This is a genomic window from Escherichia sp. MOD1-EC5189, from assembly GCF_002966045.1.
Taxonomy (GTDB): Bacteria; Pseudomonadota; Gammaproteobacteria; order Enterobacterales; family Enterobacteriaceae; genus Escherichia; species Escherichia coli_F.
In genome coordinates, this window is the sequence record NZ_PTRX01000013.1 from 1 (window position 1) to 14,690 (window position 14,690).

A 14,690-nucleotide genomic window follows, 5' to 3' on the forward strand; every position below is an offset into this window, starting at 1 on the left:
CTAATTTTTCAGGACGTATTGCAACGATCCAGTCTGGTACTTTGATACCGTAAAATCTGGAGCGTCCATCTCATTATCCCGGTAAAACGCGCCCTCAGCCCACATCCATGTGGGCTGCCCCGGCCTTCAGGGAACGCCTCGGCGATTTTGACGCCACCAACACCGGTGCGGTTTGTAATTAAAGCGCAAGAATATCTTTAAATGAAAATGAATACCCTACCGATCCTTATGCATAACATTTCCTTTTAATTGCAACTTTACTCGTCCTTCCGCTTTCAGTAGTGTGTCATCGCGCATTTCGACTTCTTTCTTTGCAAGGACTGGTTTTTCATGTTTTCTGGGCTGTTAATCATTCTGGTTCCCCTGATTGTGGGTTACCTCATTCCGCTTCGCCAAAAAGCTGCATTAAAGGTTATTAATCAGCTATTAAGCTGGATGGTTTACCTTATTCTCTTTTTTATGGGTATCAGTCTGGCGTTTCTCGATAACCTCGCCAGTAACCTGTTGGCGATTCTGCATTATTCCGCCGTCAGTATTACCGTTATTTTACTGTGTAATATTGCCGCCCTGATGTGGCTGGAGCGAGGCCTACCGTGGCGCAACCACCATCAGCAAGAAAAACTCCCGTCACGTATTGCGATGGCGCTGGAGTCCCTCAAGCTCTGCGGTGTGGTGGTGATTGGCTTTGCTATTGGCCTTAGCGGATTAGGTTTCTTACAACACGCTACGGAAGCCAGCGAATACACGTTAATTCTGCTACTTTTCCTCGTCGGTATTCAGTTGCGCAATAATGGCATGACCTTAAAGCAGATTGTCCTTAATCGCCGGGGAATGATTGTCGCTGTGGTGGTGGTGGCCAGTTCTTTAATTGGTGGTTTAATTAACGCCTTTATTCTTGATCTTCCCATCAATACCGCGCTGGCAATGGCTTCCGGTTTCGGCTGGTATTCTCTTTCCGGTATTTTATTGACCGAATCTTTTGGTCCGGTAATCGGGAGCGCGGCGTTTTTTAATGATTTGGCCCGTGAGCTGATTGCTATTATGTTGATCCCTGGGCTGATTCGCCGTAGCCGCTCGACTGCACTGGGCTTATGCGGTGCGACGTCGATGGATTTCACCCTGCCCGTTCTTCAACGTACTGGCGGGCTGGATATGGTCCCGGCGGCGATTGTTCACGGTTTTATTCTTAGCCTGTTAGTGCCGATCCTCATCGCCTTTTTCTCCGCGTAATACCTCTCTGGCGGTAGATCCCTGCCGCCAAAATTGCGCTAAATCAATCTCCCTTAAAGTTGCATGAAAAATCCCTTTTATCCCCGTGTTAAGCGTCTTAATCTTAAACATGTATATTAAATATAACTTTAAAAGGTGTGATCATGTTTTGTGTGCAATGTGAACAAACTATCCGTACTCCGGCAGGAAACGGCTGCTCATACGCGCAGGGGATGTGTGGTAAAACGGCGGAAACCTCTGACCTTCAGGATTTACTCATTGCGGCGCTGCAAGGGCTTTCGGCCTGGGCGGTAAAAGCGCGTGAATACGGCATCATCAACCACGATGTAGACAGCTTCGCGCCGCGCGCATTTTTCTCAACCCTGACTAACGTTAACTTCGATTCTCCGCGTATTGTCGGCTACGCTCGTGAAGCAATTGCCCTGCGCGAGGCACTGAAAGCACAGTGCCTGGCTGTAGATGCCAACGCCCGCGTCGATAACCCGATGGCTGACCTGCAACTGGTGAGTGACGATCTCGGCGAGCTGCAACGTCAGGCGGCGGAATTTACTCCCAATAAAGATAAAGCTTCGATTGGCGAAAACATTCTCGGCCTGCGTCTGCTCTGCCTGTATGGCCTGAAAGGGGCGGCGGCCTATATGGAACACGCGCACGTTCTCGGTCAATACGACAACGATATTTACGCCCAGTACCATAAAATCATGGCATGGCTGGGTACCTGGCCTGCCGATATGAACGCACTTCTCGAGTGCTCCATGGAAATCGGCCAGATGAACTTCAAAGTGATGAGCATTCTGGACGCAGGCGAAACCGGTAAATACGGTCACCCGACGCCAACTCAGGTCAACGTCAAAGCAACAGCGGGTAAATGCATTCTGATTTCCGGTCACGATCTCAAAGATCTCTACAACTTGCTGGAACAGACCGAAGGCACGGGCGTTAATGTCTACACTCACGGCGAAATGCTGCCTGCCCACGGCTACCCGGAGCTGCGTAAATTCAAGCATCTGGTCGGTAACTACGGCAGCGGCTGGCAGAATCAGCAAGTAGAATTCGCTCGTTTCCCTGGCCCCATCGTGATGACCTCGAACTGTATCATCGATCCAACCGTAGGGGCTTATGACGATCGTATCTGGACCCGCAGCATCGTTGGCTGGCCGGGTGTGCGTCATCTGGACAGTGATGACTTCTCGGCAGTCATCGCCCAGGCACAACAAATGGCGGGCTTCCCGTACAGCGAAATTCCGCACCTGATCACCGTGGGCTTTGGTCGTCAGACGCTGCTTGGCGCGGCGGATACGCTGATTGATCTGGTGAGCCGTGAAAAACTGCGTCATATCTTTCTGCTTGGTGGCTGTGACGGCGCACGCGGCGAGCGCCACTACTTCACCGATTTCGCCACCAGCGTACCAGATGACTGCCTAATCCTGACTCTCGCCTGCGGTAAATATCGCTTTAACAAACTTGAGTTCGGCGATATCGAAGGTCTGCCGCGTCTGGTAGATGCTGGTCAATGTAACGATGCTTACTCAGCGATTATTCTGGCTGTCACTTTGGCAGAAAAACTGGGCTGCGGTGTCAACGATCTGCCGTTGTCGCTGGTACTCTCCTGGTTCGAACAAAAAGCGATTGTTATTCTGCTGACGCTGCTTTCTTTGGGCGTGAAAAATATCGTTACCGGCCCGACTGCACCTGGCTTCCTGACGCCAGACCTGCTGGCGGTACTGAACGAGAAATTCGGCCTGCGTTCTATCACCACTGTTGAAGAAGATATGAAGCAACTGTTGAGCGCGTAAGGAGTTTGTCGATGACGATGCCAACCAATCAATGCCCGTGGCGGATGCAGGTTCATCACATTACGCAAGAAACGCCGGATGTGTGGACGATTTCCCTGATTTGCCACGATTACTACCCATATCGCGCCGGGCAATATGCACTGGTCAGCGTGCGAAACTCAGCGGAAACGCTGCGTGCTTACACCATTTCCTCCACGCCAGGCGTGAGTGAATACATCACTCTGACCGTGCGGCGGATTGATGACGGTGTCGGTTCCCAGTGGCTGACCCGCGATGTAAAACGCGGTGACTACCTCTGGCTTTCGGACGCGATGGGGGAATTTACCTGCGACGATAAAGCAGAAGATAAATTCCTGTTGCTGGCGGCCGGCTGCGGTGTCACACCGATTATGTCGATGCGTCGCTGGCTGGCGAAAAATCGCCCGCAGGCGGATGTGCAGGTGATCTACAACGTGCGTACGCCGCAGGATGTTATTTTCGCCGATGAATGGCGTGACTATCCGGTGACACTGGTGGCGGAAAATAACGTTACCGAGGGTTTCGTTGCCGGACGTCTGACACGTGAACTGCTGACAAGCGTTCCTGATTTAGTCTCTCGTACTGTGATGACCTGTGGCCCGGCTCCGTATATGGATTGGGTAGAGCAGGAAGTGAAAGCGCTCGGCGTGACGCGTTTCTTTAAAGAGAAGTTCTTTACGCCAGTGGCGGAAGCAGCAACCAGCGGTCTGAAATTCACCAAACTGCAACCGGCGCAAGAATTTTACGCACCTGTTGGCACGACACTGCTGGAGGCGCTGGAAAGCAATAAAGTTCCGGTTGTCGCCGCCTGCCGTGCGGGTGTTTGCGGCTGCTGTAAAACGAAGGTGGTTTCCGGTGAATATACGGTGAGCAGCACGATGACGCTGACCGACGCCGAAATCGCAGAAGGTTATGTACTGGCCTGCTCCTGCCATCCGCAGGGGGATTTGGTTCTCGCGTAATCGTATTATGCCCGATGATATACCTGTCATCGGGCAGTTTAACCGTTAGTGCCTCATTTTTCTCCCATCTCTTCCCCCTCCGTCAGATGAACTAAACTTGTTACCGTTATCACATTCAGGAGATGGAGAACCATGAAACAAACGGTTGCAGCTTATATCGCCAAAACACTCGAATCAGCAGGGGTAAAACGCATTTGGGGAGTCACGGGCGACTCTCTGAACGGTCTTAGCGACAGTCTTAATCGCATGGGCACCATCGAGTGGATGTCCACCCGTCATGAAGAAGTGGCGGCCTTTGCCGCTGGCGCTGAAGCCCAACTTAGCGGGGAACTGGCGGTCTGCGCCGGATCATGCGGACCTGGCAACCTGCACTTAATCAACGGTTTGTTCGATTGTCACCGTAATCACGTTCCGGTACTGGCAATTGCCGCTCATATCCCTTCCAGCGAAATTGGCAGCGGCTATTTCCAGGAAACCCACCCGCAAGAGTTATTCCGCGAATGTAGCCATTATTGCGAGCTGGTTTCCAGCCCGGAGCAGATCCCACAAGTGTTGGCGATTGCTATGCGTAAAGCGGTGCTAAACCGTGGCGTTTCCGTTGTCGTGTTACCGGGCGACGTGGCGCTAAAACCTGCACCGGAAGGGGCAACTACCCACTGGTATCACGCCCCCTTACCCGTTGTCACACCTGAAGAAGAAGAGTTACGCAAACTGGCGCAACTGCTGCGTTACTCAAGCAATATCGCCCTGATGTGCGGTAGCGGCTGCGCGGGGGCGCATAAAGAGCTCGTCGAGTTTGCCGGAAAAATTAAAGCGCCTATTGTTCATGCCCTGCGCGGTAAAGAACATGTCGAATACGATAATCCGTATGATGTCGGAATGACGGGATTAATCGGCTTCTCGTCAGGTTTTCATACCATGATGAACGCCGACACGTTAGTGCTGCTCGGCACCCAATTCCCCTACCGTGCGTTCTACCCGACCGATGCCAAAATTATTCAGATTGATATCAACCCAGCCAGCATCGGCGCACACAGTAAGGTGGATATGGCACTGGTCGGTGATATCAAATCGACTCTGCGTGCATTGCTGCCTTTAGTGGAAGAAAAAACCGATCGCAAATTTCTGGATAAAGCGCTGGAAGATTACCGCGATGCCCGCAAAGGGCTGGACGATTTAGCCAAACCGAGTGAGAAAGCCATTCACCCGCAATATCTGGCGCAGCAAATTAGCCATTTTGCTGCCGATGACGCCATTTTCACCTGTGATGTCGGCACACCAACGGTATGGGCGGCGCGTTATCTGAAAATGAACGGCAAGCGCCGCCTGTTAGGTTCGTTTAACCACGGTTCAATGGCCAACGCCATGCCTCAGGCGCTGGGTGCTCAGGCGACAGAGCCAGAACGTCAGGTGGTCGCCATGTGCGGTGATGGTGGTTTCAGTATGTTGATGGGCGATTTTCTCTCAGTGGTACAAATGAAGCTGCCAGTGAAAATTATCGTCTTTAACAACAGCGTGCTGGGCTTTGTAGCGATGGAGATGAAAGCCGGAGGCTACCTGACTGACGGCACCGAACTGCACGACACCAACTTTGCCCGCATTGCTGAAGCGTGCGGTATTACGGGCATCCGCGTAGAAAAAGCCGCTGAAGTCGATGAAGCCTTGCAACGCGCCTTTTCCATCGACGGCCCGGTGCTGGTGGATGTGGTAGTCGCGAAAGAAGAGTTAGCCATTCCGCCGCAGATCAAACTCGAACAGGCCAAAGGATTTAGCCTGTATATGTTGCGCGCAATCATCAGCGGACGCGGTGACGAAGTGATCGAACTGGCGAAAACGAACTGGCTAAGGTAAAAAGGGTGGCATTTCCTGTCATAAATAAGGACATGCCATGATTGATTTACGCAGTGATACCGTTACCCGACCGAGCCGCGCCATGCTCGAAGCAATGATGGCCGCCCCGGTTGGGGACGACGTTTACGGAGACGACCCTACCGTTAATGCTCTGCAGGACTATGCGGCAGAGCTTTCCGGGAAAGAAGCCGCCATTTTTCTGCCTACCGGCACTCAGGCCAACCTGGTCGCTCTGCTCAGTCACTGCGAACGCGGCGAAGAGTATATTGTCGGTCAGGCCGCGCATAACTATCTGTTTGAAGCCGGTGGCGCAGCGGTGCTGGGCAGTATTCAGCCGCAACCCATCGATGCTGACGCCGACGGTACGCTACCGCTGGATAAAGTCGCCATGAAAATCAAACCCGACGATATCCATTTCGCCCGCACCAAATTACTCAGTCTGGAAAACACCCACAATGGAAAAGTGCTGCCGCGGGAATACCTGAAAGAAGCATGGGAATTTACTCGCGAGCGCAATCTGGCACTGCATGTTGACGGTGCGCGCATCTTTAATGCCGTGGTGGCTTACGGCTGCGAACTGAAAGAGATCACGCAATATTGTGATTCGTTCACCATTTGTCTGTCGAAAGGTCTTGGTACGCCAGTCGGTTCATTACTGGTCGGCAATCGTGATTACATTAAACGCGCCATCCGCTGGCGGAAAATGACTGGCGGCGGGATGCGTCAATCCGGCATTCTGGCTGCCGCAGGGATGTATGCGCTGAAAAATAACGTCGCACGCTTGCAGGAAGACCACGACAACGCAGCCTGGATGGCGGAGCAGTTGCGTGAAGCAGGCGCGGATGTGATGCGTCAGGACACCAATATGCTGTTTGTTCGCGTCGGACAAGAAAATGCTGCCGCGTTAGGCGAATACATGAAAGCGAGAAACGTACTGATTAACGCCTCGCCGATTGTCCGCCTGGTAACCCATCTTGATGTCTCGCGTGAACAACTGGCAGAAGTCGCAGCCCACTGGCGCGCTTTCCTGGCGCGTTAAGGAGAGAGACGTGCCGCAACGCATTTTAGTTCTCGGTGCCAGTGGCTATATTGGTCAGCATCTGGTGCACGCGCTCAGCCAACAAGGGCATCAGATCCTGGCGGCAGCACGTCACGTCGACAGGCTTGCAAAACTGCAACTGGCAAACGTCAGTTGCCATAAAGTCGATCTCAGCTGGCCGGATAACCTTCCGGCCCTGTTGCAGAATATCAATACCGTCTATTTTCTGGTGCACAGCATGGGCGAAGGCGGTGATTTTATCGCTCAGGAACGCCAGGTAGCTCTTAACGTCCGCGATGCGCTGCGCGAAGCACCGGTTAAACAATTAATCTTTCTCAGTTCATTGCAGGCCCCGCCTCACGAGCAGTCGGACCATCTGCGCGCCCGTCAGGCTACGGCGGATATTCTTCGTGAAGCGGGTGTCCCGGTGACCGAATTGCGCGCCGGAATTATCGTTGGTGCAGGTTCAGCAGCGTTCGAAGTCATGCGCGATATGGTCTACAACCTGCCAGTGTTAACACCGCCACGCTGGGTTCGTTCACGCACCACGCCCATCGCGCTGGAAAACTTGCTGCACTATCTGGTGGCGCTGTTAGATCATCCGGCCAGCAAACACCGCATCTTCGAAGCCGCCGGACCAGAGGTGCTCAGTTATCAGCAACAGTTTGAACATTTTATGGCGGTGAGCGGTAAGCGCCGCTGGTTAATCCCCATCCCCTTTCCCACCCGCTGGATTTCGGTGTGGTTTCTCAATGTGATTACTTCCGTACCGCCAACCACCGCCAAAGCGTTGATTCAGGGGCTGAAACATGATCTGCTGGCGGATGACACCGCGCTACGTGCACTCATCCCACAACGGCTGATCGCTTTCGATGACGCGGTACGTCGCACCCTGAAAGAAGAAGAAAAGCTGGTCAACTCCAGCGACTGGGGATACGACGCTCAGGCCTTTGCCCGCTGGCGACCGGAGTACGGTTATTTCGCCAAACAGGCGGGGTTTACCGTTAAAACGTCCGCCAGCCTTGCGGCTTTATGGCAGGTGGTGAATCAAATCGGCGGTAAAGAGCGTTATTTCTTTGGCAATATTTTGTGGCAAACCCGGGCGTTGATGGACCGCGCGATCGGTCATAAGCTGGCGAAAGGCCGCCCGGAGCGTGAATATTTGCAGACCGGAGATGCGGTGGATAGCTGGAAAGTGATTGTCGTTGAACCGGAAAAACAACTTACGCTGTTATTTGGCATGAAAGCGCCGGGGCTGGGACGACTGTGTTTTACCCTGGAAGATAAAGGTGACTATCGTACTATCGATGTTCGCGCATTCTGGCATCCGCACGGTATGCCGGGGCTGTTTTACTGGTTACTGATGATCCCCGCGCATCTGTTTATTTTTTGCGGAATGGCAAAACGAATCGCCAGACTGGCAGAACAAAGCACAGATTAATCGACAAAACCTGCGTTATTCTTTCATGTTTCCCATTGCATCAAGGGGGAAATCACGGAAGAATGCGCACGTCATTTTCTCAACAACAGTGGATTGATATGAAGGTACTGGTTACCGGCGCCACCAGCGGCTTAGGTCGAAACGCGGTAGAGTTTTTATGCCAGAAAGGCATCAGCGTGCGAGCGACCGGTCGCAACGAGGCAATGGGTAAATTGCTGGAAAAAATGGGCGCAGAGTTTGTTCCAGCGGATCTGACCGAGCTGGTCTCATCACAAGCTAAAGTGATGCTCGCAGGCATTGATACGCTGTGGCACTGCTCCAGCTTTACCTCGCCCTGGGGGACACAACAGGCTTTCGATCTGGCTAACGTTCGCGCCACTCGCCGTCTGGGTGAATGGGCTGTCGCCTGGGGAGTACGTAACTTTATTCATATCTCTTCCCCCTCCCTGTACTTCGATTATCACCACCATCGCGATATTAAAGAAGATTTTCGCCCCCACCGCTTCGCTAACGAGTTTGCCCGTAGCAAAGCAGCCAGCGAAGAAGTGATCAATATGCTTTCGCAGGCGAATCCACAAACGCGCTTTACTATTCTGCGCCCACAAAGTCTGTTCGGGCCACACGATAAAGTCTTTATTCCCCGTCTGGCGCATATGATGCACCACTACGGCAGCATTCTGTTACCACACGGCGGCAGTGCGCTGGTCGATATGACGTACTATGAAAATGCCGTGCACGCCATGTGGCTGGCAAGTCAGGAAGCCTGCGATAAGCTGCCTTCCGGGCGAGCATATAACATTACCAACGGCGAGCATCGCACTCTACGCAGCATCGTGCAGAAACTTATCGACGAGTTGAATATTGACTGTCGTATTCGTTCCGTCCCCTACCCGATGCTGGATATGATCGCCCGCAGCATGGAGCGTTTAGGCCGCAAGTCAGCAAAAGAGCCGCCGCTGACCCACTACGGCGTCTCCAAGTTGAATTTTGACTTTACGCTGGATATTACGCGTGCGCAGGAAGAGTTAGGTTATCAACCAGTCCTCACCCTGGATGAAGGTATCGAGAAAACTGCTGCCTGGCTGCGCGATCACGGGAAACTGCCCCGCTAATCCTGACCGTATTTCTCCAGCAACGCTTCGGCAATCGCCTGAGTTTCTGCATCCGCTTCGCCGTTGTATAACGTCGGGCGGAAATGCATCTGGAACGCCATAATCACGCGCCGCTGCTCGCGCGGTGTCATATCAGGTTTAACGTCATAACCGTAGCGCGCCAAAAGCTTCAGCAATGATGCGGTATCTACCGGTGTGTGCGGCGCGCGCCCGGCAAGGTAAAAGTTCACCCGTTGCGCATCCGGCCAGGCACCAATCCCCTGCTGCGCCAGTTGTTGCCAGGGGAATAACGGCCCCGGATCGTCTTTGCGCTGCGGCGCAATATCCGCATGCGCCACTACGTTTTCCGGCTTGATGTGATAACGGGCAATAATATCTTTCGCCAGCGGAATAAGCGCCTGAATCTGTGCCTGTTCAAACGGGGCAAAATATTTCACTCCGGATAATTTTTGCCAGCCACGGTTTTCCAGCTCAATGCCAATAGAGGTGTCGTTAAGGCGTGTTGCCCCGCGCCAGGCGCTAATCCCCGCATGCCAGGCCAGTTCCTGTTCCGGCACCAGTTGCCAGATGCGCGGTTTACCGTTGTATCGCGGTGGCACAGCAGGAACCAGATAATGCGAGCTGACCTGTTTATCGGTCAGTGTCGCCAGCGAGCTATCAAAATCATCTGCGGTGTAGTGGATCACCAGCACTTTAATGCGCGGATACGCCGCCTGCGCCTGGCGTCGGGTATCAAGCTGATATCCCTCTTTCTCAACAATGCCTTTTTCGCCTGCACACCCTGCCAGTAACAGAGCGGCGGCGACCAGCCAGAAGACTCTTCTCATCGACGTGTTTTCACCGCCGTTCCGCTGACGCTAACCATCAGCATACTGCCATTTTGCCCGACCGTTTCGTAGTCGATATCAATACCGACTATGACATCGGCCCTCAACGCCCGCGCCTGCTCACCAAGTTCCTCAAAGGCAATCTCCCGCGCTTTTCGCAATTCTTTTTCATAAGCCCCGGAGCGTCCGCCAACGATATCGCGGATACCGGCAAAGAAATCACGGAAAATATTGGCACCTAAAATCGCTTCGCCTGTCACCACACCGCAATATTCAACGATGGTCTGGCCTTCCAGAGTTGGGGTTGTAGAAAATTGCATGATCGATCTCCTTGTTTGCTAATCCTTCGATCTCAAAGCATTATCGGGCTGATATGCCATGTTGGGAAGAAGGTTTTGATCAGTTTAGGAAATCATCTCATTGTGTCAAAAACAAGCGCATATGCCTTTACGATTACCCGTCTCCTAACCCGATATTGGTTTCATTATGGGATAGCGCTGACCTGCTATATTATGTTGTACCTGCAACATTAATGAATGGGAAGAGTCACCTTATATTGTAAATTATTCCAAAATTTTTCCGCATCTTGAGGCTGAGGAATATACCTCTGAATTCTTGTTTGATCGATCTCCGCAAAACATGAAAGTAATTTAACCTCAAGACTTCTATCATTAATATAAGCAAAGATCATTTTTGCAAATTCGTAAATAAATGCTCGATCCTGAGCGCTTAATAGCTTAATACAATATTTATTCTTTAGAGAGTAAAGGATTTCAATGAAAGCATCCGCTGCAACCTTTACGTTATTCCCAACGGTCATATTAAATATATCCCTTACACAGATAGAGTACAGTGATAGTAAACAACCATACAAATAATCATTTATTAATTCTTTTGTCCATTTTACTGGTAACCATGGTTTTATCTTGACATCATGCATACTACACTCATGAAAAAGACATTTATAGAGATTAACTCTTATCATATCAACACTGTAAAAATGGCAATGGACAAATTTTGAAGAATGAGCATTTACATTATTAATTTTAGTCGCTCTAAACGTAAAGTTACTGAATACGTTTTTCGTTAAATTACTATTTGTTATCTTAACATCACCTAAACTGCCGTTCTCAAAACAACATCCCTTCAATATACTTTCATTTACAAGAGAATGTGATAAATACAGATGATTTAAGTTTTTCTTCATTAAACCCACAGCATCAAAATGACTATATTTAATAAAACAACCATCATTGAGTAGCGTTTTTAGATTGACTAAATTACTATCATGTTCACGTGCCATAGTTGTGATAGGGGTTGGAAGAGACATGAAAACCTCTTCATTGACCATCAAGTGAATCATGCATTGCTTGCCTTTTGTCATATCCACACTTACACTACAAATATCGTTGTAATGCGATGAATGCATTGCCGGACACAGATTAAATACAATATTTTGAAAGGCGTAAAATCGTGTTAATACTTCCGAATAAGTAATTGGATTAAACTTAAGATCGTCATTAGCAAAACCAAGCGTTATTGTATGTTCTACATTTAGGTCAGGTTCAGATGAGTCTTCAAGAGCAATATCATCACTGAAAATTTCACCTGATGTATTATCACTGTTACAAAAGGTGCTCATCAATGCAATGGTATTTATAACGGACTCTTTGTCGATATCCTCACTCATTGTATATCGCCTGCTATAATCATAGAAATGAATAAATGCGTCTTTTATAATTGTTATGTATTGTTCCTTATTAAATACAATTCGATTGTATACTTTTTCAAAGATCGCATTCGCAATCTTACAACCAAGGGTATACCTATATAACAATGGATAAGAATCAATAGTAAAATTCTTCTCCAATTCACATTTCAGTTTAATTTCGTAATGCAGAGGAAAAATAAATTCTTGTCTTTCCATTTTTCCGCTGACTTTATTTCGCACCCCAATGGTGATTCTTTCATTACCAATTTTTATTTCAACTTCATTGTTTTGTGATGTACCAAGGTATGTTTTAGTACCAGTTTCGAAAGCACTACTAAAAAAAGAATTTAAATAATTATTTGCTGAATAAATAATGTTACCGAGCGACATATCATTTTTAATAGTTTCACTATCAGCATTTATTGCTAATACTAGATTCAAGTAGATGGTGTCCCATGTAGATAACTCATCCTTATGACTGGATTTTAATATGGTAAAAAATTCCCTCAGCGAGGCCATGAGATTATCACTTTGATTCGGTTGTGTGCTTAGAAATGATGACGATTGTTCAGAGACATTATTTATCATATAAAAATCACCCAAAAAAACGATAACCCACTGTACTCCCTGTGCTTTATAAACATAAAGTCACAACACATTCTATATTCATATTAATTAATGGCGCATTGAAAAAAATTATATTATTCTTAACTCAAATCCATTAGCTAAATAAGCTTATATTCTTCACTCACAACCGTAACAAAAATAATATTATCGAAAGTTAAAGTTGGGACTATCAAATTTCGCTCATTTCAAACATACATTGTGATTTTTGCAATCATCTTAATCTTAGGGCCTATCATCATATGTTAAAATTTTGTCAATCATAGAAAAGAATCTTGGTCACCTATCATGCGTTATAAATGTGCAACTGGCTTCCTGCAGATACTCTTAACTTCTACAGCAGGATTTATACCAGCGTTTCAGAACTATCATATTTACCTTAAATGATCATTTCAGTCTTATAACACGCTCAGCCTCACAAATGGTTTACACTGTCTATTGTTTGGGTAATTTAAGTAAGTCAGCTACGATCAACCTTGAGTGGGTAGCCAGCAATGGACTCAAACCCAATCAGGTGTTCAGATTGTTTCAGAATTGTACTAAAAACAATGTATTAAATAATCTGATAGTGTTTGGTCGTAGTGTGACACAGACAGCAAGCTAATAAGGAAATGATTATGCGCTACCGTTCACTATCTCTACTTATTCCATGTGCACTGCTGCTGAGTGCCTGTACCACCGTCACGCCAGCTTATAAAGATAACGGCCCCCGCACCGGTTCCTGTGTCCAGGGTGGACCTGACAGCGTGGCTCAACAATTCTATGACTACCGCATTCAACATCGCAGCAATGACATTACCGCTCTGCGCCCCTATTTGAGTGACAAACTGGCAACCCTACTTAGCGATGCCAGCCGCGATAATAGTCATCGTGAATTGTTAAGCAGCGATCCGTTCTCCAGTCGAACCACCTTGCCAGACAGCGCCCACGTTGCCAGTGCATCGACTATCCCGAATCGTGATGCCCGTAATATTCCATTGCGTGTGGAACTCAAACAGGGGGATCAGAGCTGGCAGGATGAAGTGCTAATGATTCAGGAAGGCCAGTGTTGGGTGATTGACGATGTGCGCTACTTAGGCGGCAGCGTTCATGCCACAGCAGGTACACTCCGTCAGTCAATCGAGAATCGCTAACGCCTTGATCAACCAATAACCCCCGTAAATTGTCCGGCATTTCGTGAGGAATGCCGACATTTATGCTCGCCGCCCACCGCCCCCGTTATTTTGTGCTATGTTTAGTGAATAATGCGCTTTGCTTTTAACTTTTAAAGCAGAAATATTGCATAATTATTCTGTCAAAGGTACTATCTTCGACCTCAATAGCTATCAGACTGCCAGTATACGAGTGTCAATGAGTATTCAATTAAACGGCATTAATTGCTTTTACGGCGCGCATCAGGCGCTGTTCGATATCACGCTGGATTGCCCACAGGGCGAAACGCTGGTGTTACTTGGCCCCAGTGGCGCGGGTAAAAGCTCGCTGCTGCGTGTACTCAATCTGCTTGAGATGCCGCGCTCCGGTACGCTCAACATTGCAGGCAACCATTTCGATTTCACCAAAACGCCCTCAGACAAAGCGATTCGCGATCTGCGTCGTAACGTCGGTATGGTGTTTCAACAATACAACCTGTGGCCGCACCTCACCGTGCAGCAAAACCTGATTGAAGCGCCCTGTCGTGTACTGGGATTGAGTAAAGATCAGGCGCTGGCCCGTGCAGAAAAATTGCTGGAACGTTTGCGTCTAAAACCTTATAGCGATCGTTATCCGCTGCATCTTTCTGGTGGTCAGCAGCAGCGTGTTGCTATTGCGCGTGCGTTGATGATGGAACCGCAGGTACTGCTGTTCGATGAACCGACCGCCGCGCTGGACCCGGAAATTACGGCACAAATCGTCAGCATCATTCGTGAGCTGGCAGAAACCAATATTACCCAGGTGATCGTCACCCACGAAGTGGAAGTGGCGCGTAAAACCGCCAGCCGTGTGGTGTATATGGAAAATGGTCATATCGTAGAACAAGGCGACGCGCGCTGCTTTACCGAGCCGCAAACCGAAGCATTTAAAAACTATCTCTCTCACTAA

At 49.3% G+C, this 14,690-nt stretch carries 12 protein-coding genes; 9 read left to right on the forward strand and 3 right to left on the reverse strand.

Going from position 1 to position 14,690, the window contains the following annotated elements; genetic code table 11:
• The first annotated feature begins 330 nt into the window (after positions 1 to 330).
• The 7 genes from lysO (at position 331) to ATB02_RS12965 (ending at position 9,449) form a co-directional block, all read left to right on the forward strand.
• A complete protein-coding gene (gene lysO, locus ATB02_RS12935) occupies positions 331 to 1,230 on the forward strand; it encodes an L-lysine exporter LysO (RefSeq protein ID WP_000491128.1) in 900 nt (299 codons plus the stop codon).
• A 143-nt stretch (positions 1,231 to 1,373) separates the two neighbouring features.
• On the forward strand, positions 1,374 to 3,026 hold the full coding sequence (gene hcp / locus ATB02_RS12940) for a hydroxylamine reductase (protein ID WP_105271697.1): 1,653 nt from the start codon (positions 1,374 to 1,376) through the stop codon (positions 3,024 to 3,026).
• Between the two features lie 11 nt (positions 3,027 to 3,037).
• Positions 3,038 to 4,006, forward strand: a complete 969-nt coding sequence (gene hcr / locus ATB02_RS12945) for an NADH oxidoreductase (protein WP_105271698.1) — start codon at positions 3,038 to 3,040, stop codon at positions 4,004 to 4,006.
• A gap of 132 nt (positions 4,007 to 4,138) precedes the next feature.
• A complete protein-coding gene (poxB, locus tag ATB02_RS12950; RefSeq protein ID WP_000815345.1) occupies positions 4,139 to 5,857 on the forward strand; it encodes a ubiquinone-dependent pyruvate dehydrogenase in 1,719 nt (572 codons plus the stop codon).
• 37 nt (positions 5,858 to 5,894) lie between these two features.
• A complete protein-coding gene (gene ltaE, locus ATB02_RS12955) occupies positions 5,895 to 6,896 on the forward strand; it encodes a low-specificity L-threonine aldolase (protein WP_000566406.1) in 1,002 nt (333 codons plus the stop codon).
• Between the two features lie 10 nt (positions 6,897 to 6,906).
• A complete protein-coding gene (locus tag ATB02_RS12960; RefSeq protein WP_105271699.1) occupies positions 6,907 to 8,337 on the forward strand; it encodes an SDR family oxidoreductase in 1,431 nt (476 codons plus the stop codon).
• 98 nt (positions 8,338 to 8,435) lie between these two features.
• A complete protein-coding gene (locus ATB02_RS12965; RefSeq protein WP_032183969.1) occupies positions 8,436 to 9,449 on the forward strand; it encodes an NAD-dependent epimerase/dehydratase family protein in 1,014 nt (337 codons plus the stop codon).
• Here the strand turns inward: ATB02_RS12965 and amiD are convergent.
• The 3 genes from amiD to ATB02_RS26455 all read right to left on the reverse strand — a co-directional run bounded on the left by amiD (position 9,446) and on the right by ATB02_RS26455 (position 12,575).
• A complete protein-coding gene (gene amiD, locus ATB02_RS12970; protein WP_105271700.1) occupies positions 9,446 to 10,276 on the reverse strand; it encodes an N-acetylmuramoyl-L-alanine amidase AmiD in 831 nt (276 codons plus the stop codon). The two genes, ATB02_RS12965 and amiD, sit on opposite strands and share 4 nt — an antisense overlap.
• Positions 10,273 to 10,596: a heavy metal-binding domain-containing protein gene (locus ATB02_RS12975; protein ID WP_105271701.1), complete on the reverse strand. Its 324-nt coding sequence runs from the start codon at positions 10,594 to 10,596 to the stop codon at positions 10,273 to 10,275. Before ATB02_RS12975 ends, amiD begins: the two co-directional genes overlap by 4 nt.
• A 209-nt stretch (positions 10,597 to 10,805) precedes the next feature.
• Complete coding sequence (locus ATB02_RS26455; RefSeq protein ID WP_105271743.1) at positions 10,806 to 12,575, reverse strand: hypothetical protein; 1,770 nt, start codon at positions 12,573 to 12,575, stop codon at positions 10,806 to 10,808.
• Positions 12,576 to 13,228: 653 nt separating this feature from the next.
• On the opposite strand from ATB02_RS26455, the gene ATB02_RS12995 reads away from it, so the two are divergent.
• Positions 13,229 to 13,744, forward strand: a complete 516-nt coding sequence (locus ATB02_RS12995; RefSeq protein ID WP_032183831.1) for a lipoprotein — start codon at positions 13,229 to 13,231, stop codon at positions 13,742 to 13,744.
• Positions 13,745 to 13,961: 217 nt separating this feature from the next.
• Positions 13,962 to 14,690, forward strand: coding sequence for an arginine ABC transporter ATP-binding protein ArtP (artP, locus tag ATB02_RS13000; protein ID WP_000027204.1), 729 nt, complete (start codon positions 13,962 to 13,964; stop codon positions 14,688 to 14,690).

What these genes read in the sequence shown, in the direction of transcription:
- hcr (WP_105271698.1), top strand. Translation starts at nt 3,038, where the DNA reads ATGACGATGCCAACCAATCAATGCCCGTGGCGGATGCAGGTTCATCAC.
- poxB (WP_000815345.1), top strand. Translation starts at nt 4,139, where the DNA reads ATGAAACAAACGGTTGCAGCTTATATCGCCAAAACACTCGAATCAGCA.
- ATB02_RS12965 (WP_032183969.1), top strand. Translation starts at nt 8,436, where the DNA reads ATGAAGGTACTGGTTACCGGCGCCACCAGCGGCTTAGGTCGAAACGCG.
- ATB02_RS12995 (WP_032183831.1), top strand. Translation starts at nt 13,229, where the DNA reads ATGCGCTACCGTTCACTATCTCTACTTATTCCATGTGCACTGCTGCTG.
- lysO (WP_000491128.1), top strand. Translation starts at nt 331, where the DNA reads ATGTTTTCTGGGCTGTTAATCATTCTGGTTCCCCTGATTGTGGGTTAC.
- ltaE (WP_000566406.1), top strand. Translation starts at nt 5,895, where the DNA reads ATGATTGATTTACGCAGTGATACCGTTACCCGACCGAGCCGCGCCATG.
- hcp (WP_105271697.1), top strand. Translation starts at nt 1,374, where the DNA reads ATGTTTTGTGTGCAATGTGAACAAACTATCCGTACTCCGGCAGGAAAC.
- artP (WP_000027204.1), top strand. Translation starts at nt 13,962, where the DNA reads ATGAGTATTCAATTAAACGGCATTAATTGCTTTTACGGCGCGCATCAG.
- ATB02_RS26455 (WP_105271743.1), bottom strand. Translation starts at nt 12,575, where the DNA reads ATGATAAATAATGTCTCTGAACAATCGTCATCATTTCTAAGCACACAA.
- amiD (WP_105271700.1), bottom strand. Translation starts at nt 10,276, where the DNA reads ATGAGAAGAGTCTTCTGGCTGGTCGCCGCCGCTCTGTTACTGGCAGGG.
- ATB02_RS12975 (WP_105271701.1), bottom strand. Translation starts at nt 10,596, where the DNA reads ATGCAATTTTCTACAACCCCAACTCTGGAAGGCCAGACCATCGTTGAA.